The organism is Lentilactobacillus otakiensis DSM 19908 = JCM 15040, assembly GCF_001434145.1.
Taxonomy (GTDB): Bacteria; Bacillota; Bacilli; order Lactobacillales; family Lactobacillaceae; genus Lentilactobacillus; species Lentilactobacillus otakiensis.
This window is the reverse complement of record NZ_AZED01000013.1, coordinates 206,873-232,463: the sequence shown is the minus strand read 5'-3', so window position 1 is coordinate 232,463 and position 25,591 is coordinate 206,873. Positions and strand designations below refer to the sequence as shown.

Annotated in this window: 25 protein-coding genes; 16 read left to right on the top strand and 9 right to left on the bottom strand. The window is 43.9% G+C overall.

Going from position 1 to position 25,591, the window contains the following annotated elements:
- Positions 1 to 23: 23 nt before the first annotated feature.
- Positions 24 to 383 (top strand): YxeA family protein, encoded by a 360-nt coding sequence (locus FD05_RS07095; protein WP_020280969.1) that lies wholly within the window; start codon positions 24 to 26, stop codon positions 381 to 383.
- Between the two features lie 22 nt (positions 384 to 405).
- Positions 406 to 762, top strand: coding sequence for a YxeA family protein (locus FD05_RS07090; protein ID WP_020280970.1), 357 nt, complete (start codon positions 406 to 408; stop codon positions 760 to 762).
- Positions 763 to 807: 45 nt separating this feature from the next.
- Here the strand turns inward: FD05_RS07090 and FD05_RS07085 are convergent, their stop codons facing one another.
- Both FD05_RS07085 and FD05_RS07080 read right to left on the bottom strand, forming a co-directional pair.
- On the bottom strand, positions 808 to 1,482 hold the full coding sequence (locus tag FD05_RS07085; RefSeq protein ID WP_020280971.1) for a CPBP family intramembrane glutamic endopeptidase: 675 nt from the start codon (positions 1,480 to 1,482) through the stop codon (positions 808 to 810).
- A 1-nt stretch (position 1,483) separates the two neighbouring features.
- Positions 1,484 to 1,837 carry a VOC family protein gene (locus FD05_RS07080; protein WP_020280972.1) on the bottom strand — a complete coding sequence of 118 codons (354 nt, stop codon included), beginning with the start codon at positions 1,835 to 1,837 and terminating at the stop codon, positions 1,484 to 1,486.
- Positions 1,838 to 2,006: 169 nt separating this feature from the next.
- Between FD05_RS07080 and FD05_RS07075 the strand changes: the two genes are divergently transcribed.
- Together FD05_RS07075 and FD05_RS07070 are read left to right on the top strand one after the other, a co-directional pair.
- Complete coding sequence (locus tag FD05_RS07075; RefSeq protein ID WP_020280973.1) at positions 2,007 to 3,545, top strand: ABC-F family ATP-binding cassette domain-containing protein; 1,539 nt, start codon at positions 2,007 to 2,009, stop codon at positions 3,543 to 3,545.
- 339 nt (positions 3,546 to 3,884) lie between these two features.
- Complete coding sequence (locus tag FD05_RS07070) at positions 3,885 to 4,628, top strand: sulfite exporter TauE/SafE family protein (protein ID WP_020280974.1); 744 nt, start codon at positions 3,885 to 3,887, stop codon at positions 4,626 to 4,628.
- A 69-nt stretch (positions 4,629 to 4,697) separates the two neighbouring features.
- Here FD05_RS07070 and FD05_RS07065 read toward each other — a convergent pair whose 3' ends face one another.
- From FD05_RS07065 to FD05_RS07040, 6 genes are all read right to left on the bottom strand, one after another.
- Positions 4,698 to 6,623, bottom strand: a complete 1,926-nt coding sequence (locus tag FD05_RS07065; protein ID WP_020280975.1) for a copper-translocating P-type ATPase — start codon at positions 6,621 to 6,623, stop codon at positions 4,698 to 4,700.
- Complete coding sequence (locus tag FD05_RS07060) at positions 6,623 to 6,895, bottom strand: cupredoxin domain-containing protein (protein ID WP_039932763.1); 273 nt, start codon at positions 6,893 to 6,895, stop codon at positions 6,623 to 6,625. The genes FD05_RS07065 and FD05_RS07060 overlap by 1 nt, the downstream gene beginning before the upstream one ends.
- A 15-nt stretch (positions 6,896 to 6,910) precedes the next feature.
- Positions 6,911 to 7,279: a cupredoxin domain-containing protein gene (locus tag FD05_RS07055; RefSeq protein WP_039932765.1), complete on the bottom strand. Its 369-nt coding sequence runs from the start codon at positions 7,277 to 7,279 to the stop codon at positions 6,911 to 6,913.
- 203 nt (positions 7,280 to 7,482) lie between these two features.
- Complete coding sequence (locus tag FD05_RS07050; RefSeq protein ID WP_020280978.1) at positions 7,483 to 8,394, bottom strand: proline-specific peptidase family protein; 912 nt, start codon at positions 8,392 to 8,394, stop codon at positions 7,483 to 7,485.
- Positions 8,395 to 8,438: 44 nt separating this feature from the next.
- Complete coding sequence (locus tag FD05_RS07045) at positions 8,439 to 10,868, bottom strand: Xaa-Pro dipeptidyl-peptidase (protein WP_020280979.1); 2,430 nt, start codon at positions 10,866 to 10,868, stop codon at positions 8,439 to 8,441.
- Between the two features lie 40 nt (positions 10,869 to 10,908).
- Complete coding sequence (locus tag FD05_RS07040) at positions 10,909 to 12,132, bottom strand: helix-turn-helix transcriptional regulator (RefSeq protein WP_020280980.1); 1,224 nt, start codon at positions 12,130 to 12,132, stop codon at positions 10,909 to 10,911.
- Between the two features lie 154 nt (positions 12,133 to 12,286).
- Here FD05_RS07040 and uidA point away from each other — a divergent pair, with 154 nt between their 5' ends.
- The 4 genes from uidA to FD05_RS07020 all read left to right on the top strand — a co-directional run bounded on the left by uidA (position 12,287) and on the right by FD05_RS07020 (position 17,199).
- A complete protein-coding gene (gene uidA / locus FD05_RS07035; RefSeq protein WP_020280981.1) occupies positions 12,287 to 14,098 on the top strand; it encodes a beta-glucuronidase in 1,812 nt (603 codons plus the stop codon).
- 154 nt (positions 14,099 to 14,252) lie between these two features.
- A complete protein-coding gene (locus FD05_RS07030) occupies positions 14,253 to 15,455 on the top strand; it encodes an NAD(P) transhydrogenase subunit alpha (protein WP_020280982.1) in 1,203 nt (400 codons plus the stop codon).
- 5 nt (positions 15,456 to 15,460) lie between these two features.
- Positions 15,461 to 15,781, top strand: coding sequence for an NAD(P) transhydrogenase subunit alpha part 2 (locus FD05_RS07025; RefSeq protein WP_020280983.1), 321 nt, complete (start codon positions 15,461 to 15,463; stop codon positions 15,779 to 15,781).
- The gene (locus FD05_RS07020) at positions 15,781 to 17,199 is read left to right on the top strand and encodes an NAD(P)(+) transhydrogenase (Re/Si-specific) subunit beta (RefSeq protein WP_020280984.1); all 1,419 of its coding nucleotides are present in this window, start codon (positions 15,781 to 15,783) and stop codon (positions 17,197 to 17,199) included. The genes FD05_RS07025 and FD05_RS07020 overlap by 1 nt, the downstream gene beginning before the upstream one ends.
- Positions 17,200 to 17,273: 74 nt before the next feature.
- Here the strand turns inward: FD05_RS07020 and FD05_RS07015 are convergent, their stop codons facing one another.
- A complete protein-coding gene (locus tag FD05_RS07015) occupies positions 17,274 to 19,418 on the bottom strand; it encodes a DUF5776 domain-containing protein (RefSeq protein WP_020280985.1) in 2,145 nt (714 codons plus the stop codon).
- 202 nt (positions 19,419 to 19,620) lie between these two features.
- Here FD05_RS07015 and FD05_RS07010 point away from each other — a divergent pair, with 202 nt between their 5' ends.
- The 8 genes from FD05_RS07010 to FD05_RS06975 all read left to right on the top strand — a co-directional run bounded on the left by FD05_RS07010 (position 19,621) and on the right by FD05_RS06975 (position 25,585).
- A complete protein-coding gene (locus tag FD05_RS07010) occupies positions 19,621 to 20,760 on the top strand; it encodes a cation:proton antiporter (protein ID WP_020280986.1) in 1,140 nt (379 codons plus the stop codon).
- Between the two features lie 13 nt (positions 20,761 to 20,773).
- Positions 20,774 to 21,202, top strand: a complete 429-nt coding sequence (locus FD05_RS07005) for a bis(5'-nucleosyl)-tetraphosphatase (RefSeq protein WP_020280987.1) — start codon at positions 20,774 to 20,776, stop codon at positions 21,200 to 21,202.
- A 2-nt stretch (positions 21,203 to 21,204) separates the two neighbouring features.
- The gene (locus FD05_RS07000; RefSeq protein WP_020280988.1) at positions 21,205 to 21,774 is read left to right on the top strand and encodes a guanylate kinase; all 570 of its coding nucleotides are present in this window, start codon (positions 21,205 to 21,207) and stop codon (positions 21,772 to 21,774) included.
- Between the two features lie 68 nt (positions 21,775 to 21,842).
- Positions 21,843 to 22,286, top strand: coding sequence for a Fur family transcriptional regulator (locus FD05_RS06995; RefSeq protein ID WP_020280989.1), 444 nt, complete (start codon positions 21,843 to 21,845; stop codon positions 22,284 to 22,286).
- 74 nt (positions 22,287 to 22,360) lie between these two features.
- Entirely contained in the window at positions 22,361 to 22,966 is a 606-nt protein-coding gene (locus FD05_RS06990) for a hypothetical protein (RefSeq protein ID WP_020280990.1), read from the top strand.
- The gene (locus FD05_RS06985) at positions 22,966 to 23,790 is read left to right on the top strand and encodes a DUF6681 family protein (protein WP_020280991.1); all 825 of its coding nucleotides are present in this window, start codon (positions 22,966 to 22,968) and stop codon (positions 23,788 to 23,790) included. The genes FD05_RS06990 and FD05_RS06985 overlap by 1 nt, the downstream gene beginning before the upstream one ends.
- A 16-nt stretch (positions 23,791 to 23,806) precedes the next feature.
- A complete protein-coding gene (locus FD05_RS06980) occupies positions 23,807 to 24,478 on the top strand; it encodes a type 1 glutamine amidotransferase (RefSeq protein WP_020280992.1) in 672 nt (223 codons plus the stop codon).
- Positions 24,479 to 24,844: 366 nt separating this feature from the next.
- Entirely contained in the window at positions 24,845 to 25,585 is a 741-nt protein-coding gene (locus tag FD05_RS06975; RefSeq protein WP_020280993.1) for an amino acid ABC transporter ATP-binding protein, read from the top strand.
- Positions 25,586 to 25,591 lie beyond the last annotated feature (6 nt).

Below are 25,591 nucleotides of genomic sequence, written 5' to 3'. Positions count from 1 at the left end.
GAATGTCTATGAGGAGAATGAAAATGAAGAAACGAAGCATTATTATTTTGTCTGTAATTGTGGTAATTGGTGTCTTAGGGGGCATGTGGTACCATCATATGTATGGGAAAACATATTACTACGGCCAAGTTGACGGCAAGATTATCCGGACTGAAAAAGCACCAGCCGGGTATCCCAATGTGTACTATTACAAGGTCGATGGTTGGAACAAAGACGGCAAACATCAACGGATGGAAGTAGGATCGACCGGTGGTCATAAATTTGTGAAGGGTCACTATATCAAAGTTGGCTGGTCAAATGCTAAAGATGTCGTGGACTTTGCCCGCGTCTCTTATAATCAGATTCCTAAGGCTGCTCAAGAAAAAATTGATGCTGCCAAATAGATTGATTGAATGGAGCGTTTAAATGAAAAAGGGAACAGTTACTTTCATTGCCGTGATCGCGATTGTGATCGGAATCGGGAGCGTCTGGTATAACCATAATTACGGTAGGGCCTACTATTATGGGCAGGTCGGTAAGGTTGAAAGAACAGAGAAGCAGCCGGATGGTTACCCTGATCGCTACTTTTATATGATCGACGGTTGGAACAAAGACGGTCAACACAAGAAAATGGAAGTTGGTTCAATGTCTGGCCATAAATTTGTGGAAGGCCACTTCATTAAGATCGGCTGGTCTCGGGCTAAGCAAGTGAACAGTTACGAACAAGTGACACATTCACAAATTCCCAAGAAAGCACGCGACAAGATCGATGCAATGAAATAAATATGTATGAAGAAGGGACGGCCAAATCAATGGTCGTCCCTTAATTTATGGTATCAAGTTATTCATCATGTGCAGTGCAATGCTGTAGCGAATGTCTCTAAAGTGCATGTAAGTGAACGATAGGCAGCACCCCAGCGCCGAGTACATGATCCAGGTAAAATCAAAACTCATTTCGTGGGCAAAGCCGAAGATACAGCCACTGACTAAGACCGCTAGAATGTTATTCAGTCGATTATCTTTATTAAAGAAATAGTTCATAAAGATCCCTCTGAAAATTAACTCCTCAAAGATCGGCGCCAAGAAGCCGGCAAAGAAAATATTCCAAACCGGATTCTTCATTTGAGCGGCATTAACGGCTTGTTGATTACTGGGAATTGTAAGAATATGCTTGGAGATCAGCCATTGCCAAATAACCTGGATAGCCGTCATGAGGATAAAGATCCAAAGCAGCTGAGCAATTCGTTTGCTGGTTGGCTTTTTCTTGCCGATTTGTCTGGGATTGTTGGCCTGTAGTTGTTTGCCGTATCGCCACCCCAACAATGCCAGACTGCCGGCAATAATCACCAGCGATAATCCCAGCACATGCCGGGCAGCCAAGGGATCCTTAATGTAGGTGCTGGCAATCTCGAAGACCGATTCTGCGATCAGATAGACAGCCAGAAATCCCACGAACTTCAGAACCTGCAGCGATTTAGTTGTGAGATATCTGGTTACGTCCATATTATCTAAATTCGTTCACTTCGATGCGATTCTTGTCAGGGTCGAGAATGGTAATCGAGTTAACGTTTCTCCTTACTTCAGTTTTTTGTGTCGGTTCATCGACAATGTCGACAAAGTAGTTGATGAGGTGTGCTTTGATATCTGTCATTTTGTCTTTAGCAATCAAGCCAAATGAAATTGGGTTGTCAACGGTGGCTTCCTGATGAAAATCCAAGAACATTTTGTTCAGGTCAGCACCTTTGTCACCATTGGGCAGATCAACAATTTGTAGATCAAAAACTTCGTGATAGAAGCGCAGACTGGCTTCCAAATCTGATACGGGGATTGTAATGTATTCAATTTCTCTAATATTCATTGTTATTCATCCTTTAAAAGTAGTGTTTCTATTATAACCCATCGTGATTTCTTCGCACGATTAGTTTGACTACTATAGGAAACAAGAGTAACGTAACAAAATGTATGTAGTATTCGAATTAATTAAGGAGTGAACTTTTTTGCCATTATTATCCGTATCAAATCTTTCCATGAGTTTTGCTGAGAAAGATCTGTATAAAGATGCTGAATTTACGCTTGAAAAGGGCGAGCACATGGGTGTGGTCGGTCAAAATGGGGTTGGTAAATCAACACTGATTAAGATCATCACTGGAAGTGAACTGCCTCTTTCTGGAGATATTAAGTGGCAGAAAAATATTAAAATTGGTTATTTGGACCAGTATGCCGACGTTGAGGAAGATTTAACCCTCATCGACTTTTTGAGGACGGCATTTGCTGATTTGTATAAGACCAGCGATCAACTCAACGAATTATACAATAAATATGCTGAAACGGCGGATGACAAATTATTGGAACGTGCCGGTAAACTCCAAGATATCTTGGACTCCAGCGATTTCTATAATATTGATACCCGCATTGAACAGACGATTACCGGCTTGGGCTTAGATAACATTGGCCGAGACCATTTAGTCGGCAAGATGTCTGGTGGTCAGCGTTCAAAGATTATTTTAGCCAAGATGTTGTTGGCCGATCCTGATGTCATCTTACTGGATGAGCCCACCAACTACTTGGATACCGCTCAGATTGATTGGCTGATTGATTACTTGAACGGTTTCTCAGGCTCTGCACTGGTGGTTTCCCATGATTACGATTTCTTGGAGAAAATCACCAACTGTATCATCAATGTCGCCTTTGGCAAGATTACCAAATACCGTGGCAGTTTCAAGCAGGCGATGAGACAGCGTGCTGAACGAGAAGAGTTCCAGCAGCGTGAGTACGATAAGCAGCAGGTTGAAATTGAGAAGGCAGAGCGATTCATTCGCAAAAACAAAGCCGGTTCCAAGTCAACCATGGCTAAATCACGGGAGAAAAAGCTTTCCCATATGGAGAAGATCGATCCGCCTTCAACTAATATTAAGGCATCGTTCAACTTCCCATATGAAGAGACTGGCTCACATGAAGCCCTGACGGTTGATCATTTGTCAGTTGGTTATAACAAACCGTTGCTTAAACCGGTCACCTTCACCATTTCAATGGGTGAGAAGTTTGGTTTTGCCGGGTTTAACGGTGTTGGTAAATCAACTTTGATCAAATCAATTTTGGGTCAGTTGCCTGCCAAGGGTGGAAGCGCCAAGTTTTCACCATCGTCACATATCAGCTACTTCAGTCAGGAACTTGAGTGGGATAATAACCGCATGACGCCTATGCAGATTATCTCTGATAAGTTCCCAAAGCTCAACCAGCGGACGATTCGGACGAAACTGGCTAAATGTGGGCTGGATGCTGCCAACGCGATCAAACCAATTGGTGAGCTTTCTGGTGGTGAACAGACCAAGGTTAAGTTGGCCATGATGGAATTTACCCCAACCAACTTTTTGATCATGGATGAGCCGACCAACCATTTGGACGAAGAGACCAAGGAAGCCTTGAAACGGGCACTCGATCGATTCCCCGGCAACTTGATTATTGTCAGCCATGAATCTAGTTTTTATGACGGCTTGGTTGATAAGGTGCTGAACGTTGAGCAATTGAGTTTGAAAGAAAAACCAGTAATTCGTGAAGAACCATAAAACATTAAAATAATAATACCACACAAGTTTTGACTTGTGTGGTATTTTTTGCACTTAAAATTGTCCTTGATTTACGGCGTCAACTTGTTGTAAGATAAATATCGAACGAAGAGTTCAAGGCGTATCACGTTTTCCCCCGAATGTTCTATTGCGCCTTGGACTTCTTTTATAGGGGAAGATGGAAGCGATTACAGCTCGGAAACACTTCTGAATGAAGCGACTTCCTTCCGACACATCCCTCCAGCCCAACCAACATGTGATTAGTGTTATCATAAAGTAAATATTGATAAGTACGGGCGTAACCAAAATTAACAGTGCCGTTGATGTGAGGGGAGAAGTATGCTTTCAATTATTTATTTGGTACTGATGAGTTTATTAGCAGGTGTTTTGACTGGGATTGTGGGGATGGCATCCCTCACGCTATATCCAGTGTTGCTATCCGTGGGGGTCGCTCCGATTACCGCTAACGCAACGATTACCGTTGCCCAAGTTGGTGGCGGCCTTGGAACCGTAACCTCATCGTTAAGGGAACTCCATGGTCACTGGAAACAGGCCTTTCAGATTGCAATTCTCAACACAATGGGCGGTATCTTTGGGGCGTTAATTCTCATTCACAGCACGAACAGTGGCTTTAAAAAATTAGTCCCGGTCTTTATCATGCTTGCAGGAATTTTGATCCTCACGCCTAAGCGGAAGGGCAAGCAGGCGACTAATACCCGTTTGGTCACGGCAGTCAGCTGGATCAGTACATTTTTAGTGGGAATTTACACCGGTTACTTTGGCGCCGCATCAGGTCTTCTGATGATTGCCGTGCTGTCAAAAATTGTTCATGAAAATTATGCGATTTATAATTCAATGCGAAACTTTGCATCGTTTATGAATAACATTGTTGCAGCGACGATGTTTATCTTCACGATTCCGATCGATTGGGCGGTTATTATTCCGTTGCTGATTGGCTTGTTCACTGGTGGCTATATTGGGCCGATTATTGTTCGGTACATCCCATCGCGTGTGATTAAGTTGGCGGTGGGTGTCTTTGCCGTTATCTTAGCGATTGTATTGGGATATCAAGCGTATCTATAAAAATTAAAATGAGTGGATCATAAGCTTGAAAGCCTATGACCCACTCATTTTTTGTTATCCAATCATATATTAAGCAACTTCTGCACTTGGCGTAATCTTTGCCCGATTCAACAACACTGAACTCGTGACCACTGACAATGAACTCAAGGCCATTGCCAAGCCAGCCAACTCGGGGCTCAGTGCCAATCCGATGAAGTAGAAGACACCAGCAGCGACGGGAATACCAAGGACATTATAGACAAACGCCCAGAACAAGTTGAGTTTAATGCGGTTAAAGGTCTTTTTACTTAATTCTAACGCCTTATATACATCACGAAGATCATTTTTAACCAGAACGATGCCACCGGATTCAATGGCAATATCGGTTCCGGATCCCATGGCGATCCCGACATCAGCAGTACTCAAAGCAGGGGCATCGTTGATTCCGTCACCAACGAAGGCGACTTTACCGGATTCTTGGAATTTCTTGACTTGGTCGGCTTTATCAGCTGGCAGCACGTCAGCGACGACTTGATCAATCCCAACCTCATTGGCAATTGCTTGTGAGACGGCCAAATTGTCACCGGTTAGCATAACGGTTTTTAACCCTTGAGATTTTAAAGCTGAAATTGCGTCTTTGGAAGTTGGTTTTGGCGCATCTTGAATCGCAATGAGACCGATGATCCGATCGGCTTGACCAACAAAGACAACGGTTTTGGCCTGATTTTGCAATTCAGTCATCTGACGTTTGAGATCATCACTGACTGACACGTCGTTGAGCAATTTATCGTTGCCTACAAAGGTAGTTTGACCATCGATAGTCGCTTGGACACCTTTTCCTTCGATTGCTTTGAAACTTTGTGAGGGACTCATTGCCAAATTAGATTCATTGGTTTTTTTGATAATGGCAGTTGCCAAGGGATGCTCTGAAGACTCTTCCAAACTTGCAGCAATCCTTAAGACTTGATCTTTATCGCCGATGACATCAGTCACCTGAGGCTTGCCAACAGTAATCGTACCGGTCTTATCAAAAATAACCGTTTTGACATCGTTAACAGCTTCCAGGACCTCACCATTTTTGATCAAAATTCCCATCCGGGCACTGCGACCGGTTCCAACCATCAGTGCGGTTGGGGTAGCCAGTCCAAGTGCACATGGGCAGGCAATGACGACAACTGAAACCGCGAAGATCAATGAGCTGGCCACACTCGCACCGATGAAGACGTACCAAATCATGAAGGTGGCAATGGCAATCATCAAGACGAGCGGTACGAAGATTTCCGATACTTTATCGGTTAAACCTTGAATCGGTGCATGGCTGTTCTGGGCTTTCTTGACCAGTTCAACAATCTGAGCCAACATGGTGTTCTTGCCGACTTTACCCGCCTTAAAGGTGAAGGTTCCCGTTCCATTGACCGTTGCGCCAACGACTGAATCACCGACTTTTTTCTCGACCGGCATGCTTTCACCGGTAATCATTGATTCATCGATGGTTGAAGAACCGTTGACAATCTGACCATCCACAGCAATCTTTTCACCGGGGCGGACTTTGATGACGTCGCCGACGACAATTTCTGATAATGGAACCTTGACAACTTTGCCATCGCGAACCACTTCGGCGTCCTTTGCCTGTAAGTTGACTAATTTTTCAACGGCGTTTGATGCATTGTTTCGCATTCGATCCTCGAATACTTGACCGAGGAGAACGAAGTTGGTCACAAAAGCAGCACTCTCGAAGAAAACCGCTTGGTGAGTTGCCATTGCATACACACTGTACACGTAGGCAGTGGTGGTCCCAATCGCAACCAATGTATCCATGTTGGAGTGATGTTTTTTAAACGATGACCAAGCACTCTGCAGGAATGGACCAGCAGCGACAACCATTACAACGGTGGTCAGAGTAAACATGGTCCACTCACCACCAGGCATCATCCAGCCAAATGGTTTAAGAATCATTTCGATCAACATTGGCAGTGAGAAGATTAGTGAGATCCAAAATCTCTTCGTAATGCTCATTATTCCACCTCAACTTTCCCACTGAGCATGTCCATCCCGCAGCTGAAGCTGAATTCACCAGCTTCATCAGTCGGAACTTGGACGGTTTTGGTCACATTAATTGGGAGTTCCTCTGAGAAATTCATTGCATTAGAATGTACGACGTCCAAACATCCCTGGGCGTTGGTTCGCTTGAAATTGATTTCAGCAGGGACGCCTTTTTTTAATTTGATAACGGAAGGGGTGTAACCACCGGCAACTGTGACGTTAATTGATTGTTTGTCTTCATTCATGATTAATTCCTCCATTTATTTAATGACCAATTTACCGTGAAACATATCCATACCGCATGCCCATTGAAATTCACCGGGCTTGTTGGTATCAATCTCAACTGCCTGCCTTTCATCTTGAGGCAGCGCCTGATTAATCCCAAAGTCTGAAAAGACGACCCGATCCAAACATGACGACGAATCCTTGCGGGTGAAGTTGAGGGTCGCAGGAACGCCTTTCTTCAAAATGATGACTTCAGGTGAATAGCCACCCTTGACTTCAACATTGACGACTTGGCGATCGTCGGTAACTTCGGCGTTTTCGGCTGCCACCTCGTGCTTCCCAAAGAACCACCAGCCAATAAATCCGATAACCGACAGCCCAATAACCAAGACAACTATTTTCAAAAGCCCATCTCCATTTCATCTCTAAGTCTACATCCGTAAACTTTAACTGTTTATATCTTATTATTTAAAACTACATCTGTCAACTTAAAAATCAAAAAATCGGATTAAATCCACCATCTAACTGACTCAAACATCAGTGATAGCGGGTTTAATCCGATTTTGAAATTAATGATTGTGAAGCTCAGACATAGTTCATTTCAATATTATTTATTGAATGTTCCTGCTTCAACCTCACGAATAAACGTTGCCAGATGATCATAATAAACATCCGGGTTGTCGATCATATGATGGTGACCGCCTTCTGGAGTTGAAACGAACTTGGCGTTTGGAATCATTTTAGCCATTCGTTTACCAGTTTCGATTGGCATGGTTTCATGTTCACCAAATGTAACCAGGGTAGGCACTTTGATGTTCTTCAATTGGTCTGTGAAGTTCCACTCAGCTAATTTTCCAGTGACAACAAATTCGTTATCGCCTTGGAAAGCACCATAAATATCGGTGTTAGTAACATCGATTAAATGTGACAGCTTTGAAGGCTGTTTACGGTCGATGTAGCCTTTGTTTAAGATATCAACGTATGATTGATACTTGTCGTTATCATAGTCACCTTTGGCTTCGCAGTCCTTCATGTAAGCGACTTGATCAGCAGTCAAAGCCTTTTCACGGACTTCTTCCAAATGTTTGGTGTAGTCATCGATGCGATCAACCATTGATGAAATGATGGCACCCTTTAAATGTTGACCAAATTTGGCGGCGTACTCTTGAACTAACAGACCGCCCCATGATTGACCGATCAGGTAGAAGTTGTCCAAGCCAAGCTTGTCGCGAACTTCATCAACTTCGTTTAAGAAATAATCGTAGTTTAAAATGTCTTTGCGGTTCTTAGGATCGCTGAAATCAGGACTGTCAGAGTACCATGAACCCAATTGGTCATACATAGTAACTTGAACGTCCAAGCCTTGCTTCTTTAATTGCTTGGCAGCGTCTTCCCAATATTCATGTTCGCCACCGGGGCCACCATGTAATGCTAACAAATGAATGTCGCCAGTGCCTTGGGTATTGGTCCATAAGTGATAGCCGTTATCCAAAGTAATGATCTTTGTTCCTGTCTTCATAAAATCACCTATCCTTATTGTTATTTATAAAAATCATATCACATTTACTGCTGATTATCATCGGAACCGAGCAACGGAAGTTCAATCTTGGAAGCACCCAGGTCGATGGTGTATGAAATGTCCTGATTGCTGCGGATCGTGTAATCCATGTCGGTTGCGTAAATGATAATGCCAAGCTGATGGCCTTTAAGCAGGCGCCAGAAGGTTGGTTGAAAGGCCATTGTGAAGTTGTAATATTGGCCGGGTTTCAAGTCGTCGGATTTGTAATTATTTGTCCGATTCTGCATGTTCATATGAGCATCGGTAAATTTCTTGTAGGCTGTTACTTTTTTCTCTGGTAAGAATTCTTTTAAGTCATCCTTGCGCCATTGATAGCCGGTGATGATTTGTTGGGCTGACAAGACTTGTGGCACGGCTGTCAAACGCTTTTCGTCACCGTAATCTACCAAGGCTGCACTCAGCAGGCCCAAATCGGCGCTGCTGGTAGCCCGCAAAGTAATTTCTGGACGGCCGTCAACTGTGATGTCGTGATCCAGCGGTTCAGAAACCAATTTGACGCTGTGCTTGTCCAATTTGGAGTGGCTCTTGGTGAATAAAGCTTTTTGCCACTTCTTGGTGTTGCTGATATATTCCTTGAACAAATCATCTGGTAGCTGATCGCTGAAACTGTGATTCTCGTTCAGATCTGTCCAGCGTTTGTCATCCAGCGCGATTTCTTCGACCGGTCCGCCCCAGTCCTTATAAGTCGTCCAGGTTTCTGGTTCAGCGTTATCTTGGACTAACACGTCCGGTACAATTTGGTTTGCCTGATTGTCAACGTCCAGCAATTTGTTGGTCAGCCAGAGATTGACGATGTCAGTGAAATCAACTGATCGGAAATTATTCAGATATTCATGTTGGCCTTGATGTAAGACTAATTTTTGAGTGATGTTTTCTTTCTTTAACGTGTTGCGCAGATTGTACACATGTGACAATTTGACGTTCCAGTCATTCAAGCCATGAACCAGCAGCATGTCCGCCTTGATGTTGACGTTCTTTAGCAGGTTACGGTTATCCCAGAAGCTGTTGTAACTGCCGGTTGCCCGATCCTGGCCGCTGGTGAGGTGTTTCAGCTGATCAAGCCAAGTGTCTTTGATCTTGAGATAATCGGCTGCCGATTGTTCCCGGCTGAAGGTCAACTCGCCCAAGACATCGGCATCTTCTCCTTGGAAGCCGCCAGGTGCAACCACCAATCCGTTCTCACGGTAGTAATCGTAGTAGTTGGAAATTCCGGCTTCAACGACGGCAGTTTTTAAGCCGTCAACCCCAGTCATTGCGGCTGCGGTCGACAAGGTTCCCAGATAAGAACGGCCGGTCATGCCGACATTGCCATTGGACCACCATGCTTTAATGCCAATTTGATCATTGCGGTTGGTAAATGCGTTTCGATCACCATGCAGCCATTCAATAATCGAAGTGGCACTCAACGTTTCGTCTGGAGTTCCAGTTGTCCGGACACCGTCGGAATCTTTGGTACCAACACCAGATGAGTAGACGACCGCAAATCCGCGGGCCAGGAAGTAATCATTAAGGGTGTAAGTCCAAGTTTTGACAAATGATTCTTCAGCTGCCTGGCTGGTTTCCTTCACAACCCGTGGCGCCGGCAGATTTGAGTTATCATAATCGAATTTAATATCATCATAGATCAAATTGTTGGGCTGCTTGCGAACCAGCTTTTCTTGGTTGACATCGTGGGTTAAATCATCAGCTTGCTTATCGTTGGTTCCTTGATCATAGGGGCTGGCAGTGAAGACCACCGGTACCTTCAACCCGGTTTCAGTATCAGCTGGCCGGATAATTTCTGCTTTGAGCAGGTCCCGTTTGCCATCATGATCATTATCTAATGGTGCTTCAACGTAGACAACGTCGCGGATTAATTTGCTGGTATCAAAAACTGCCTGTGTTTTGCCGTTAAAAATCAACGGTCGCTTGAGGTCATCAGTTCCGAAAAATTGGTGATAGTAACCTTGACCGGCCAAGTAATCAATCAAGGTTTGGCCAAATTTGGTGCGGGTATTGAGTAGTTTGTACCAGGCGTCGATCACTTGCTTGCGATCCATGGTGTCATCGACAATTGCGGTTGGCAGTCGATATTCTTTCATGGCCGCCAACGGATCGGTCAGTTCAAAATCCAAGCCAACTTCAAAGCCTAACAGCTGCAAGCCCACATTATAGAAGGCAATCTTAGAAACTGACGATTGAGTAGTGGTGTACTCATAAGCATTCAAAGTCGGTGTCGCCATTAGATTCGACACTTTTTGAATTCGAGTCGCCAAACTTTGCTTCTCGATGAAGAATTTCAGTAGTAATTGGCGATAAAGCATGACCGGATCGGCCATCTTTTTAGTTTTGGCAGTCAAAAAGTGGACATCGGCCAATTCTTGGACAATTTGGTCATGATCTGTGGGAACGTATGCAAACTGATTAATTTTCATGAAATACCTCCTGGAAAATGATTGTTATCGCTATTATACCTTACTTTTCAATGGCTGAACCGGTTGTCTTGCGGCGAAACTGCGAGGGCGTTTCACCGACAACTTTTTTGAATACTCGGATGAAGTAATTTAAATCGTTAAACCCGGACATGAGCGCAATGTCTGTGATGGCCAGTTTTGGGGTCACTAAATATTGTTTGGCAACCGAGATTCGCCTGAAGTTGATATAGTCGGTGATCGTCATACCGGTTTCCTGTTTAAACTTCCGAGACAAATAGGAAGGATTGGTGCCGATTGACTCAGCAATCTGACTGAGGGCGATGGGATGACCGAGATTCAACAGGATGTAGTCGGCAGTTTGTTTGATCATGGGTGAATATCCGGCAGTTGAAACTGATATGACCAGTTGACAATATTCGTGAGTCATGTCGGTGACCAATTGATGAAGTCCCTGAAGGGTGCTTTGTCGTTCAATTAACAGTGCGTATTTTTCAGAAATATCGTTTAAATAAAAGGGATGGACACCACCTTTGTGAGCGGCAATTCGACAAACCGTGTTGAATACAAAGCAGATGTTTTTGGCTGATCGCAGCGGGTTTCCGGGAATCCGATTCGAAAAGGAATCAAAGATCTTGGTCACGGTCGCGTTCAACTCGTGGACTTTGTTTTCATCCCCAGACGCGATGGCGTTAGTAATTTTATCTTCATTAACATAATTTGCTTCAATTTGTTGGCGATGTTCAGCATTGACTGTCGTGAATGATTTTTCGTGGAACTGGCGATGGCTCAGTTTGACTTTGGAATTGATCGGGGTGAGTGGTTTGGCAAATAAATTGATTGTGAGGCTGGCTAAATCGGTGACCTGATTTTCTGCGAGAACTGGCAGACTTTGATAAAGTTGGGTCAACTGGGTGCGTTCACTGACTGTGGAGTTATTTGTAACCATGATGTGATTGATTTCGTTCGTTGACAATATGGTTGTTAGAAACGGTCCTAAGATGACTGTGCCACCAATACTGAACGATGGGAGGACGACGGCTAGATACGTTAATTGAGCAGAATCAATAAAGGTGAGAAAATCGTTAGTTTGAAGTCGGCGTGTTCGAGCCAGAATTTCTCGGAGTTCTGACAATCGTTGGAATGCCGGCAATGTGTTTTCCTGGACTCGAACCGCCGGAGTGCCGTCTGTTTGAAAGATCACCACATCAATTTGGGTCAGTGAATGGATTAGTTCAGCAATTGATTGATAATCCTTGAATCCCATAATTAAGCTCCTCTTTGTTAACGGTTACATAAAAGTCATTAAAAGATAATAAAAGTAAAAATAAGATAAGTATGTAACTTGATTCTAGTCTATATTAGAATCATTGAAAAGATGCTCTTTAGAAATTTGCCCAATAAATGGAGGAACGTAAAACATGTTATATCCTTTAACAACACCCAGCAGAACAATTTTAGATTTGTCAGGCCTTTGGAAATTTATGATTGATGAAGAAATAACACCAATTGATCCTACACAACCATTACCAACTGATAATGTCATTTCCGTACCGGCTTCGTTTAACGATCAAACTGCTTCCAAGAAGATCCGTGAGCACAATGGTTTTGTCTGGTATGAAACCAACTTTGATATCGCCAAGCCTTTAAGAGATCAGCGCCTCGTACTGCGATTCGGTTCTGCCACTCATGAAGCATGGGTATACTTGAATGGTCAAGAAATCACCCATCATAAAGGTGGTTTTACACCATTTGAGGTTAAAATAAACGATTATTTGAAAGACAGTAATAATCGGTTGACAGTCAAATTAAGCAATATTCTTGATTACACGACTTTACCAGTTGGAAATTACTCAGAACCAACCGATGAAAATGGTCACAAACAACGCCACGTTGATGAGAACTTTGATTTCTTCAACTATGCAGGTTTGCAGCGACCGGTGAAAATTTATTCAACTCCAACTGATTATATTAGTGACATTACGGTTGTCCCAGATGTTCATCTGTCAGAATCTAGTGCCGATGTTCATGTTCAAGTTGCGACTGAAGGCGACTTTGATGCGGTTAAAGTAACCATTTTGGATCAAGCCGGTAATCCAGTAATCAGTGGGAGTTCAACTGACCAGATTCTCCATCTTGAACATGTCCATCTATGGCAGCCGTTAAAAGCCTACCTTTATACCGCCAAAGTTGAGGCCAGCAAAAATGGCGAAGTGATCGATACTTATTCTGAAGAATTCGGGGTTCGTAAGATTGAAGTTAAAAATGCCCAGTTCTTAATTAACGGCCAGCCATTTTACTTTAAAGGCTTTGGTAAGCATGAAGATTCATACGTCCACGGCCGAGGGATTAACCAACCGGTCAACATTTTAGACATTAATCTCATGAAGGATATGGGCGCCAATTCATTCCGGACATCCCACTATCCATATTCTGAGGAAATGATGCGTCTATGTGATCGAGAAGGGATTGTCGTGATTGATGAGACGCCCGCAGTGGGGTTGATGGTCACTTTTGGTTTTGATGTTTCCATGCTCGAAAGTGACGACTACCACGATGACACTTGGACCAAATTAAAGACTGCCGACGCTCACAAGCAAGTCATTAAAGAAATCATTGATCGAGATAAAAATCATGCCTGTGTTGCTATGTGGTCGATTGCCAATGAAGCAGCGACATTTTCCAAAGGGGCTTATGAATACTTCAAACCGCTTTTTGACGAAGCTCGTCAGTTGGACCCCCAGGAACGTCCATGCACTTATACCAGCATTATGATGGCTAATCCCAAGACTGACAATTGCATTTCATTGGTCGATGTGATTGCCTTAAACCGGTACTATGGTTGGTACATCGGCAACGGTGATCTTGTCACAGCCGAGAAGGCAACCCGAGACGAATTGAAAGAATATTCCGAGAAGTTCCCAGATAAGCCGATTATGTACACGGAATATGGGGCCGACACGATTCCTGGTCTGCACAGTAATTATGACGAGCCATTCTCAGAGGAATTCCAGGAAGATTACTATCGTATGTCCAGCAGAGTCTTTGATGAGTGCCCACACTTTGTTGGTGAACAGTTGTGGAACTTTGCAGACTTCCAGACGAAATTTGGAATTCAGCGGGTTCAAGGAAATAAAAAGGGGATCTTCACCAGATCACGAGAGCCCAAGATGGTTGTCCGTTATTTGAAAGATCGTTGGACCAAGATTCCTAATTTTGGATATAAAAAGTAAATAACCACCTTAACCGGACTGAAAAATCATATTTCAGTCCGGTTTATTTATGACTTGTATAACCTATCACAATCTATTGCATTTACGGTTTAAGAAGCCTACCCTTGGAACTGTATTAAGCGTTTACAAGCATATTGTGAAGGGGGTAGCTTTAATGTCAACGATTATTTCTACTTTGAAAGAATCCGGCGATGAAAACCGTGTGGCAATTACGCCGGACGTTGCCGCAAAATTAATCCACAGCAACTTCGAAGTGTTGGTTGAAAAGGGTGCTGGTCAAAACGCATTTTTCTCTGACCAAGCATACACAGACGCTGGCGCACAGGTTGTTAGCCGCGATGATGCGATTAGCAAGGCCAACGTGATTGCCGTGATTAATCAACCGGATAAAGAGACGTTGGGTAAGATTAAGGAAGGGCAGATCTTGATTGGTTTATTGAAAGCTTTGACCGACCTCGATTCTATTCAACAACTTGCCAAACAGAAGGTCACTGCACTTTCGTTTGAGCTGTTGCCACGGACAATTTCTCGAGCCCAAAGTATGGATGTTTTGAGTTCACAAGCTTCGATTGCGGGGTACAAAGCAGCGTTGGTTGCGGCCGACAAATTTGCCCGGTATTTTCCAATGATGATTACCGCCGCCGGGACTGCTAAACCAGCCAAGGTGCTGGTGTTAGGAACCGGAGTTGCCGGTTTGCAAGCCATCGGGACCGCCAAACGATTGGGGGCAATTGTCTCCGGCTACGATGTTCGACCAGCCTCACGAGGTGAAGTTGAATCACTAGGTGCCGAATTTCTAACCAGTTCAGTTAGTGCCGTTGGTGAAGGTGGTTATGCCCGTCAGTTGTCCGCTGATGAACAAAAACAGCAGCAAGATGAACTGATTGGCTTTATCAAACAAAATGATATCGTCATCACGACCGCTCAAGTGCCTGGCAAGAAGCCACCGCTGCTGGTTCCTCAAGCAGCAGTTGATAATGCCAAACCAGGGAGTGTCTTCGTTGATTTGGCCGCCAGTGATTTGGGTGGTAACGTGGCTGGCTCGAAGCCAGATCAAACTGTGGTCACTGACTCAGGTGCCCAGCTGATTGGTGCCGGCAACTTGGCCAGTGAAATGGCAACTTCTGCTTCTGAAATGTTCTCGAAGAATGTTCAGGCAGTGATTAACGACGTTGCTGATAAGGATGCCAAAATTACGATTGACCTTGCGGATGATGTCATGAGCCAATTAGTCGCAACCGACCATGGTGAAATTATTTCTGACAGAGTCCGTAAAGCCCTTAATTTACCGGATAAGCAGCCTGCCAAAGAAGAAGCCGCACCTGCCGATGAAAAGTCAGCTGAGAAGGGGGATTAATCATTATGAGTCAAGAATTGTACACGAATTTAGCTATTTTTGTTTTGAGCCTGCTCGTTGGGTTTGAAGTTATGAGTAAAATTCCCTCAACCCTGCAGACGCCAATGATGTCTGGTGCCAATGCGATTCACGGCGTCGTAGTTGTTGGTGCGTTTGTGATTGCTGCGGAAGCAAGTAACTGGTACTTTTATTTGTTAGCCTTCCTGGCCGCATTCTTTGCTGCCGTGAACGTTGCTGGTGGTTATACAGTCACCGACCGGATGCTTGGGATGTTTAACCGACCGAAAAAGCAGCCGAATGATTCTGATAAAGGAGGCGACAAATAATGTCACTTCTTAAAACGATTGCTTCATTGATTTATTTGCTGTCAGCGGTGTGCTACGTCATGGGTGTTCATATGATGCGTTCACCAAAAACCGCTCGGAATGGTAACCTGCTGTCCGGACTTGGGATGGCAATGGCTGTGGTCATGATCCTGATCGAAATTATTGCCAAGGGTCAAATTACCTTGATCGGTTGGACCGTCTTGTTTGCGGGTCTGCTAATCGGAATTCTTTATGGTGTCATTAAAGCTCGTAAAGTGCCGATGACCGATGTGCCACAGCTGGTTTCATTGTTCAACGCCGTTGGCGGTGGTGCCGCCGCCACGATTGGTATTTTTGATTATACCCACGAAGCTTTAGGCACTTCACTGAGCCTGGCATTTTCGATTCCAGTGCTACTCGATATTATTATTGGTGGGATCACCTTCTCAGGTTCGCTGATTGCGACTGGAAAATTATCGGGTCACGTTCCCGGCAAACCAATTTCATTTCCCGGAGATAAATTGATTAATGGTCTGGCAGTTCTTGCAATTATTGTTGCCGGTGTTTGGATGATTGGTTTTCCTTCCGCCTATTGGCCAATGGTGCTTGCTTTATGTGCCAGCCTGATTTTCGGTTTGTTGATGACCTTACCAATTGGTGGGGCTGATATGCCGGTTGTGGTTTCACTTTTGAACGCCTTTACCGGTCTGGCAGTTGCCTTTGCCGGATTTGTCATTGATAATCAAGTCTTGATCATCGCTGGTGCCTTAGTTGGGGCCGCCGGAACAATCTTGACCTTGCAAATGGCCGAAGCAATGAACCGATCAGTTGCCAATATCATTGCCGGTGGCTTTGGTAGCGGGGACTCTGATAGTTCAACCGGTGCTGGAGCAGAAGTGCCAACCAACATCAAGAAGACCACGCCAGACGATGTCGGCATGCAGCTGGCCTATGCACACAACGTCATGATTGTCCCTGGGTACGGTCTCGCCGCCGCTCAAGCCCAACACGAAGTTGCTGAGTTGGCCAAATTGCTGACCGATGCCGGGATTAACGTCAACTACGCGATTCACCCAGTTGCCGGCCGAATGCCTGGTCATATGAACGTTTTGTTAGCTGATGTCAATGTGCCTTATGATCAAATGAAGCAGCTGGATGAAGCTAACTCAATGTTTGAAAATACCGACGTTTCACTGGTCATTGGTGCCAATGATGTTACCAATCCATTGGCTCGTGAAAAGGGTAATGCCATTTCAGGGATGCCAATTCTGGATGTCGATAAATCCAAGTCGGTCGTCGTCATTAAACGTTCAATGAGTACCGGTTATGCCGGTGTTCAAAACCCATTGTTCAGTGAAGATCAGACCAGCATGATGTTCTCGGATGCCAAGAAGGGCTTGCAGGAAATCATTGCAGCTACGAAAGGGTATCTGGATTAAAGTTAATATGTTTTATGAATGAAAAGGGATCCTCGGCTGTTGAAGTCGAGGATCCCTTTGTAGTGTCAGTTCAATTATTTGTAATACACCTTAACAAACTTTGGATTAGCGGTGATGTAACCACCTTTGACAGCGAAGCGCTTGGTACCGGACTTGGTAACTGATTTGGCATGGCTGTAGGTGTAGAACTTGACTTTGATCTTGGTGCGTTTCTTGTAGTGGCCGTTCTTCTTGGTGAAGTTGGCGGTGGTGTAGCGGTTGATGGCTTTTTTGACCACGACGCGTTTAGGCTGCTTCTTTTTACCGTTTACAACTAGTTTTCGGTTGGCGGTAATGAAGTTGCCATTACCAAGCATGTAACGAGTCGTCAAATTGTGGGTGGTGATTGATTCCACCTTCAAGACAGTCCCTTGTTTGAACGTCTTGACTGGTTTGGTGAGGTCCTTTTCGTTGTATTCAACGACCCCATCAGGATTGATGACGGTAATAACTTTGGGAACTGCTTTGTAGTAAACCGGTGAGACATAACTTGATTTGGTGGTGATGTAGCCAGTCATACCAGCAGTCTTGCTGTCATGGTTGACATCAACGACTTTGAAACGTAGCCGGCCAGCATTTGAGTATTTGTAGCCGGCAACGACGAACATCGGTCGGAACACCCGTGGCTTCTTGACGTAGCCAACAAGTCGATCCGATTTTTTGAAAGTCGAATTCTTGTACAAATAGATCTTCTTCAATGAGTAGACAACCTCACCGGTGGTCTTAGCGTAATTTGGTAACTGGGTGCCACTTGGCGGGGTTGGATGAATTGGGAAGGTTGGCACTTCTGGATTAGTTGGTGGTGTCGGATTTGGCGTAACCGGTGGGTTGGGAGTGACTGGTGTGGAATTCTTGGTGTAAATCAGTTTATAGGTCTGTTTTTGTCCGGTGATCTTACCAGTTTGAGCTGGATCATACTTGGAAAATGTGTAGCCAGGGATGTTCAACTTGTAGTCCGTGGTTGAAAGATCGAAGGCTTTATCGATTTCTCCGGTAATTGTTGTTGATGCGTGGATTTGTTTACCGTTGGCATCGACATATTCGACTGTGACTGGTTGGGCTTCTTCTGGCGTAATTTCATAGGGCATGAGGTAGACAAATACTGGATAGAGAGGTGTTTCAGGATAGAAATTGTATTCAGCAATCATGTAGTAGGTGTAGTCATTGTTGACCACAGTTGCTTTCGGATAGGAACTTGCCCATGGATTTGTTGGATCCGTGGGGGTAATTTGTGGCGCTAAGTTTGTGTAAGTAAAGTCGTCACCAGTGATCTTGGTTGTTCCCTGCGGTACGTTTTTACCTTGGGTGCCATTGCGGAAGACATCGAGCGACGTTTGGTCGGAGTCAGTAAAAGTGCCGTATGCTGATGTTCCGGGTCGTAAGAACTCTCGCTGATAAGGCTGGTAAAGCCTTGCTGGTTCCGTTTTAGCATTTTGAGGTAATGAATTCACAAAGGGTGCTTTCCAAGTATATGTGTTTGAGTGAAGTGTCTCCAGAGGGAAGATAACCGTCTGCCCCAAAAAGTTGAATCCATTAGTATATTGTTCTGCATTCAGTGTATTTAAATTAGTAATACAATTACCGTTGATGTACAAGGTCGTGACATCCGGCAATTTTGCAATTGGTGAAATGTTAGTAATTCGATTTCCGGAAAGATCGATGTACGTTAATTTAGTTAAGTTTTGTAATGGTGAAACGTCGGTAATGTCGTTATGCCAGAATCCATGACCCCTGTCCAAATCGTAACCTAGATTGATTTGGGTTAGACTCGTGCAGTGTTGAAGTCCCTCTAGAGAATAATCACCTTTGTTATTGGGACCAAGCGATCCGTTACCACCATATACAGGATCCTGTGTGTCTATTTGAGCGTTCGATGATCCGACAAACCACGTTAAGGCTTTAAGCTGCTGTAAATCATCAATAAAAGCTTGTTCAGTAAAATCGCTTACTTTAAAGTCCGAATCTTTAATAATTCCTTCGCTTTTCATATTCACCAAAACTAATTGCCGGAGTTTCTCGTTTGGCATGATTCGTTTAACTGCTTCTTGGTCCTGAATGGAAGCAGCACTGACATTCATTGTTATTGGTATTTGGTTGATCACAGTGCTTCCGGCAATTGAAAACAATGCAGTCGCGCCCACTAATAAGACGATTTTGAATAACCTTTTAAACATCTTCATGATATTTACACCCCCATGTATAAAAATTCTCCCTCTGTAATCGCTTCCATTATACCAAACATTTCACAAGTTATAAAAGAACCCTGATTGTGAAATATACTTCTCAAATTTACCTGCCTCACCAATGAACCCACTCAATCGGTATGGTAAACTAATAACAATAGAACATGACAAAATGTGAATGAAAAGAAAGGGTTTTTAGATGGCGTTTGTGGGTCAAATTGCATTAATTTTAATTGCGACATTGCTGGCAGCAGCGATCAGTCAACGATTGGGGATGCCTGCCGTGATTGGTCAATTAATTGCGGGGGTCATTTTGGGCCCCGGTATTTTAGGGGTGCTTCAAAACACTGAACTGATGCATGCCGGCGCCGAAATTGGCGTGATCATTTTAATGTTCATTGCCGGGATTGAAAGTGACCTTGATCTGTTGAAGAAATATTTCAAGCCGGCGATCAGTGTTGCCGCGATCGGTGTCCTGTTCCCGATGATTGTCTTCTATATTTATGGCCAAATGATGGGTCAGGGATTCGAGCGCTCAATATTCTGGGGTGTTATCTTTGCGGCCACTTCTGTATCAATCAGTGTGGAAGTTCTCCGGGAATTCAAGAAGCTTAATACTAAAGAAGGCGCCACAATCCTGGGGGCGGCGGTGGTCGATGATATTATCGCCGTGATCCTGCTGAGTATTTTCGTCAGCTCATTTGGCGTCGGGGGCGGCGGTTCATCCAATCTGTTGGTCGCCACGCTCTACCAATTGCTCTACTTCTTAGGTGTGATTGTGCTGGTCAAATGGGTGGCACCGGTTGTCTTGCGAGTCGCAGAACGCCTGCCGGTTCATGGATCCGTTGCCATCACATCGTTAGTGATTTGTCTGACGATGGCCTGGTCAGCTGATGCGCTGGGCTTGAGCTCGGTTGTGGGGGCTTTCTTCGCTGGTGTCGCGGTTTCACAAACCAAATTCCAAGATGAAATTTCCAGCAGCGTCAGCTCAGTCGGTTACACATTCTTCATTCCGATCTTCTTTGTCAGCATCGGCTTAGACATGGAGTTTAACAACGTCCTCAAGAACCTGGGATTCATTGTCATCATGACGTTGTTGGCGATTGCCACAAAACTCTTTGGTGGTGCGCTGGGCGCTTGGATCACCAAGATGAATTGGAGCAGTGCGTTTATCGTCGGTTCCGGAATGGTCTCACGAGGCGAAATGGCACTGATCATTGCGCAGATCGGGTTATCGGCTAATTTAATGGCCAAAAACCTGTACTCTGAAATCATTATCGTAATCGTTCTGTCGACGATTGTGGCCCCAATGTTACTCAAGAAAACAATGAAAGTCTAAAAGGAGACAAATTATGGTTACTGAATATGCAAGTGGTGCAGTTGTTTATCAGATCAGGGATGGCAAAATTTGGTACTTGTTACTTCAAAGTGCGACTTCTGATTTTTGGGGATTACCCAAAGGGCACGTTGAAAAAAATGAAAATCTCATCCAAACGGCCGTCCGTGAAATTCGCGAAGAGACCAGTTTGAAGACCCAGATTGACTCAAATTTTAAAGAAAAAGTTGAGTATGACATGAAAAATGGCCATCACAAAGATGTGACGTTTTTCGTCAGTCGGGTGGCACCGGAAGTTAAGGTTCGCAAGCAGGATGAAGAGATTAATTCATTTGGCTGGTTTGACTATGCGGATGCTTACGAAAAGCTGACTTACGACAATTTACGGGCATTGCTCAAAAAAGCTGAAGACTATATTCGCAATAAAGAAAATATCGAGGAATAGCGATGAACAATCGAGTATTTGTAATCACTGGCGCGGCTGGCAGCGGTAAGACGACCGTCCGTGATTATTTACATGACCAATATAAGATGGCGCGGGTCATCACCCATACAACTCGGGCACCACGGGCGTATGAACGCGATGGGGTCGACTACTATTTCGAAGATGACAAGTCATTTTTTGACAACCATTTTCTGGAATCGGTTCACTATGCCGGCCATTACTATGGTTCATCGTATGAAGGCTTGGAAAACGCCTGGGAGAAATCACCATTTGCAACCATTGTGTTGGATACGGCTGGTGCCATTACATACAAAGAAAAGCTGGGTGACAAGGCAGTCATTATCTTCCTCCAAGTTGGCGATACCGAAGAACTCCAGCGTCGAATGCAGGGCCGCGGCGACAATGCCGACATGGTTGCCAAACGCGTTAACAGCAAAGAATATAACCGCGATTTACAGATGCCTTATGAATTAGAGGGTAAAGCGTACAAAGTAATTAATCACGATTGGCAGCAGACACGGGCTCAGATTGATCAGATCGTTGAGAAGTACCGCAATGAGCCGGCAGGATAGTTGTTGCAGACTGTGGATTATGGTAGTATGCAATAAACAGTAATAATTACTTATTAGAGGTGAACAGTATGCCTGCTGAAATCGAACAAGCTACCAAAGTATTAAAAGAAAATAATTTTAAGATTACCAAACAACGCCGGGCAATGATCGAATTCTTGGTTGGAACTGCCACGCATAAATTTGTCGAAGTTACCAGTATCGATGATTTTATGCGCAAAACATTTCCCAATATGAGCCACAACACGATTTATCGAAACATTTCCGAATTCGCAAACCTGGGGATTGTTGAACGACAGGTTCAGGGCGATCGGGCATCCGTCAAATTCCAATGTGATTTTCAGCATGAACATCACCATCACTTTATCTGTAGTAACTGCGGTAAAGTGATTGAACTCAAAGACTGCCCATTGAGTCCTGAGATTACTTCCCAGCTGGCTGGCTGTGAAGTCACCGGCCATCTATTCCAGATTTACGGTTTGTGCCCTCAGTGCGTCAACTTAATGAATAATTAACGAATTATTTAGCTTTCGTTCATATTCATGTGCGATAATTGAGGCTACAAAATTTTAGTAAGGAAGTTTTTTGAATGGATAATAGAATTCCACCATTAATCACGCCATTTGCCATTCTCTCAATTTCTTTGGCACTCGGCGCTACCAACGTTGTGGTCAACAATGTGACGTCCACCAACGAGGGAACCCCTAGGACCACTCAAACGACCAATCAAAAGAAGATTTCGGACTCAATTTACGGTAAGAAGAAAAAGACCGATGATTCTGATGCCAAAGAAAAAGCTGAAAAAGCAAAGGAAGAATCCGAAAAGAAAAAGGCGGCAGAAGAATCTTCTGCGGCCAAAGCTTCGTCTGAAAAAGCTGAGAGTGAAAAGAATGCCAGCTCATCTGATGATCAGACGACTGACAATAATACAGATAACAACACGGATACCAATACAAACAATGGGACAACGACCAACAAAGGAACCACTACGAACAAGGGCACTACGACCAATAAAGGTACAACCACTGGTGGCAGTACCAATAATTCCAATAATAATAATTCAAATCAAAATTCCCAAACCAGCAGTAGCAGTGGCAACACGACCACTGGGACAACTGGCGGGACGACGACCCAAAATAATAATGACGCCAACGCTGACGTAACGACTAGCGATACAGGGGAGGGGACTGACTAATGTTTAGTTTTTTGGACATGGTTAACCACTACCTGGGTTACTTTAACATCAACGTAACCCTTAAAAGCCGGATATACACGGTTTTGGGCTTCTTTGGCGATATTTACCTGTTCTACATCAGTTTCCGTTTTCTGCAGAATCAGATGTTTACCAAAGGCATTCCAATCTTATTAGTGGCAATTATTTTGCTGTACTTTACCGTCTGCAACTTCTACTACTATTTCACAAAGAAACAGCCGTGGTTTGATATTTCACCCAAGATTGCCAAAGCGCTGCACATCCAGGAACACCCACGGGAAACACAAGTGGAATCCAAAATGGGCACCACGGTGATTTCTGAGGAACGAAATGTTCCAGCCAATGGTTTATTCGATGATCAGCATTTACTACCTGCCAAGATTGAAGTCAGTCCAACTCAACAGGCCAATATCGATCGGTTAGTTGCCCAAATGGAACAGCAGCAGTTGTTCCAAGCTGATTATAACGGCATGAATGACCGCAAGATTTTTGAATTGCTGAAGGTCAACAGCAAGCCGGTTTATGCGATTGGCAAGGGCGTGTTGATGCCTTACTTTGAAATGAAAAAGCAGGGGTCATCACTGATCGTTTATTGTGGTTTGAACCAAGCCGAAATTTATCCGGTGGGTGAAATTAAGCGGGTTGGCTTGCAGTCCGTGAAATCACTCGATCTCACTCAAGTCAAACTATATTTAGCCTCTGTAACCCTAGTCGGTGGACCGTATAAACAGATTGGCCGTGCGGGTGTGATTGAAGCCCCGCAAGACTTCAAGCTGCGGGCAATGCTGGCTTATAAGAAACTGTAAATGAAAGGGATCCAACATGAGAATCAATGTTTTGCAGCATGCCTCCGATGAGGGGCCGGGATCAATCCAGGATTGGGCACACTCAAAAGGTCATCAAATGTACATTTATCATCCTGACCAATTTGGTCACCTGCCAACGGCCGACGAAACCGACATGCTGGTGGTGTTGGGTGGACCGATGAGTCCCAACGATGATTTGCCATGGATCAAGCAGGAACGTGTGTTGATCAAGGAATTATTAAATAACCACACGCCAATCTTCGGTGCTTGTTTTGGTGCTCAGCAGATTGCTAAAACCCTCGGCTATTTGGTCACCAAAGGACCTGCCAAAGAAGTTGGTTGGGCGCCGGTGTATCGAAAATCTGACGTCATTCCAGGTTTGCCGGAACAATTAACGGCACTGCATTGGCATGAAGAGACCTTTGAGATTCCTGATGGCGCTGACTTGTTGTTCTCAAGTGACAACTTGAAGAATCAAGGCTTTGTCTTGAATCACCAAGTCGTTGGTCTCCAATTTCACTTTGAACCCAAAGAAGACAACGTTCGTGAGATGGTCGTGAACGACTCGGCTTACATTCAAGGCTCGGTGTTAAATCAGACTGCTGAGGAAATCTTAGCGCGTCAGGTACCTGCTGAAAATAAAAATGTCATGTTTCAGATATTGGATTATATCTCTGAAAATCAATAAGTTTTATAATTTATGGGGCTTAATCTGCCATTTCTTGGATGGTGGATTAAGCCTTATTTTTTCTGGCTTTTTATTCTCATTTTTTGGCCACAAAATGAAACTCCAATTAAATTTTATACAAATTAGGTTTCCATTTTCACTTATCATGAATTATAATTAGATAATTACTCAAAAATATTCATCCAGAACTGTTACATACGCTAGGTGCCCGGGTTACTTAAATTAAGTGCTTGATAGAAAATGTGACATGAGAATAAACTTTTTGTTACATTTTTTTGACCTATCAAAATTTTTAACATATTATGGATGTAGTATCATTCTTAGGCGATTTTAATAATTAGCCCAAAAGCATTGGAGGAAAATGACATGGCAATGATCGAATTTCAAGACGTACAAAAGTATTATGGCGATTTCCATGCTTTAAAGGATATCAATTTAAAGATTGAAGCAGGCGAAACCGTTGTGTTAATCGGCCCTTCAGGTTCTGGTAAGTCCACTTTGATTCGAACGGTTAATGGATTGGAACCTATACAAGAAGGTAAGTTAATTGTTAATGGTCAAGATTTGGCCAACAAGAAGACCGACCCTAACCGAATCCGTAAAAACGTCGGCATGGTTTTCCAGCATTTTAATTTGTATGCAAACAAGACGGTGCTTGAAAACATCATGTTGGCTCCTCGAATTGTGTTGAAACGACCAGAAGCTGAAAACAAAAAATTTGCAATGCAATTGTTGGATCAAGTTGGTCTTCAAAGCCAAGCCAACAAGCTGCCTGCTCAATTATCTGGTGGTCAACAACAACGTATTGCAATTGCCCGTTCATTGGCAATGAAGCCTAAGTGCCTCTTGTTTGATGAACCAACCAGTGCGTTGGACCCTGAAATGATTGATGATGTTTTGAACGTTATGAAAGATATTGCGCAAGATTCAGATATGACCATGTTGGTTGTGACTCATGAAATGGGATTCGCTCGTGAAGTTGCCAACCGGGTTATCTTTATGGATGATGGTCAGATCTTGGAAGATGACACAAGTGAAAAGTTCTTCGATGGCGAACCCTCCAATGAACGTGCACGACAATTTCTTGGAAAAATTATTACGCATTAAAAATTT

Bases quoted from the DNA above. Each gene is read 5' to 3' on its own strand.
- FD05_RS06980 (WP_020280992.1), top strand. From the start codon at position 23,807: ATGAGAATCAATGTTTTGCAGCATGCCTCCGATGAGGGGCCGGGATCA.
- FD05_RS07020 (WP_020280984.1), top strand. From the start codon at position 15,781: ATGTCACTTCTTAAAACGATTGCTTCATTGATTTATTTGCTGTCAGCG.
- FD05_RS06985 (WP_020280991.1), top strand. From the start codon at position 22,966: ATGTTTAGTTTTTTGGACATGGTTAACCACTACCTGGGTTACTTTAAC.
- FD05_RS07065 (WP_020280975.1), bottom strand. From the start codon at position 6,623: ATGAGCATTACGAAGAGATTTTGGATCTCACTAATCTTCTCACTGCCA.
- FD05_RS07010 (WP_020280986.1), top strand. From the start codon at position 19,621: ATGGCGTTTGTGGGTCAAATTGCATTAATTTTAATTGCGACATTGCTG.
- FD05_RS07080 (WP_020280972.1), bottom strand. From the start codon at position 1,837: ATGAATATTAGAGAAATTGAATACATTACAATCCCCGTATCAGATTTG.
- FD05_RS07045 (WP_020280979.1), bottom strand. From the start codon at position 10,868: ATGAAAATTAATCAGTTTGCATACGTTCCCACAGATCATGACCAAATT.
- FD05_RS07005 (WP_020280987.1), top strand. From the start codon at position 20,774: ATGGTTACTGAATATGCAAGTGGTGCAGTTGTTTATCAGATCAGGGAT.
- FD05_RS07095 (WP_020280969.1), top strand. From the start codon at position 24: ATGAAGAAACGAAGCATTATTATTTTGTCTGTAATTGTGGTAATTGGT.
- FD05_RS07060 (WP_039932763.1), bottom strand. From the start codon at position 6,895: ATGAATGAAGACAAACAATCAATTAACGTCACAGTTGCCGGTGGTTAC.
- uidA (WP_020280981.1), top strand. From the start codon at position 12,287: ATGTTATATCCTTTAACAACACCCAGCAGAACAATTTTAGATTTGTCA.
- FD05_RS07040 (WP_020280980.1), bottom strand. From the start codon at position 12,132: ATGGGATTCAAGGATTATCAATCAATTGCTGAACTAATCCATTCACTG.
- FD05_RS06995 (WP_020280989.1), top strand. From the start codon at position 21,843: ATGCCTGCTGAAATCGAACAAGCTACCAAAGTATTAAAAGAAAATAAT.
- FD05_RS07025 (WP_020280983.1), top strand. From the start codon at position 15,461: ATGAGTCAAGAATTGTACACGAATTTAGCTATTTTTGTTTTGAGCCTG.
- FD05_RS07000 (WP_020280988.1), top strand. From the start codon at position 21,205: ATGAACAATCGAGTATTTGTAATCACTGGCGCGGCTGGCAGCGGTAAG.
- FD05_RS07090 (WP_020280970.1), top strand. From the start codon at position 406: ATGAAAAAGGGAACAGTTACTTTCATTGCCGTGATCGCGATTGTGATC.
- FD05_RS07070 (WP_020280974.1), top strand. From the start codon at position 3,885: ATGCTTTCAATTATTTATTTGGTACTGATGAGTTTATTAGCAGGTGTT.
- FD05_RS07075 (WP_020280973.1), top strand. From the start codon at position 2,007: ATGAGTTTTGCTGAGAAAGATCTGTATAAAGATGCTGAATTTACGCTT.
- FD05_RS06990 (WP_020280990.1), top strand. From the start codon at position 22,361: ATGGATAATAGAATTCCACCATTAATCACGCCATTTGCCATTCTCTCA.
- FD05_RS06975 (WP_020280993.1), top strand. From the start codon at position 24,845: ATGGCAATGATCGAATTTCAAGACGTACAAAAGTATTATGGCGATTTC.
- FD05_RS07050 (WP_020280978.1), bottom strand. From the start codon at position 8,394: ATGAAGACAGGAACAAAGATCATTACTTTGGATAACGGCTATCACTTA.
- FD05_RS07085 (WP_020280971.1), bottom strand. From the start codon at position 1,482: ATGGACGTAACCAGATATCTCACAACTAAATCGCTGCAGGTTCTGAAG.
- FD05_RS07015 (WP_020280985.1), bottom strand. From the start codon at position 19,418: ATGAAGATGTTTAAAAGGTTATTCAAAATCGTCTTATTAGTGGGCGCG.
- FD05_RS07030 (WP_020280982.1), top strand. From the start codon at position 14,253: ATGTCAACGATTATTTCTACTTTGAAAGAATCCGGCGATGAAAACCGT.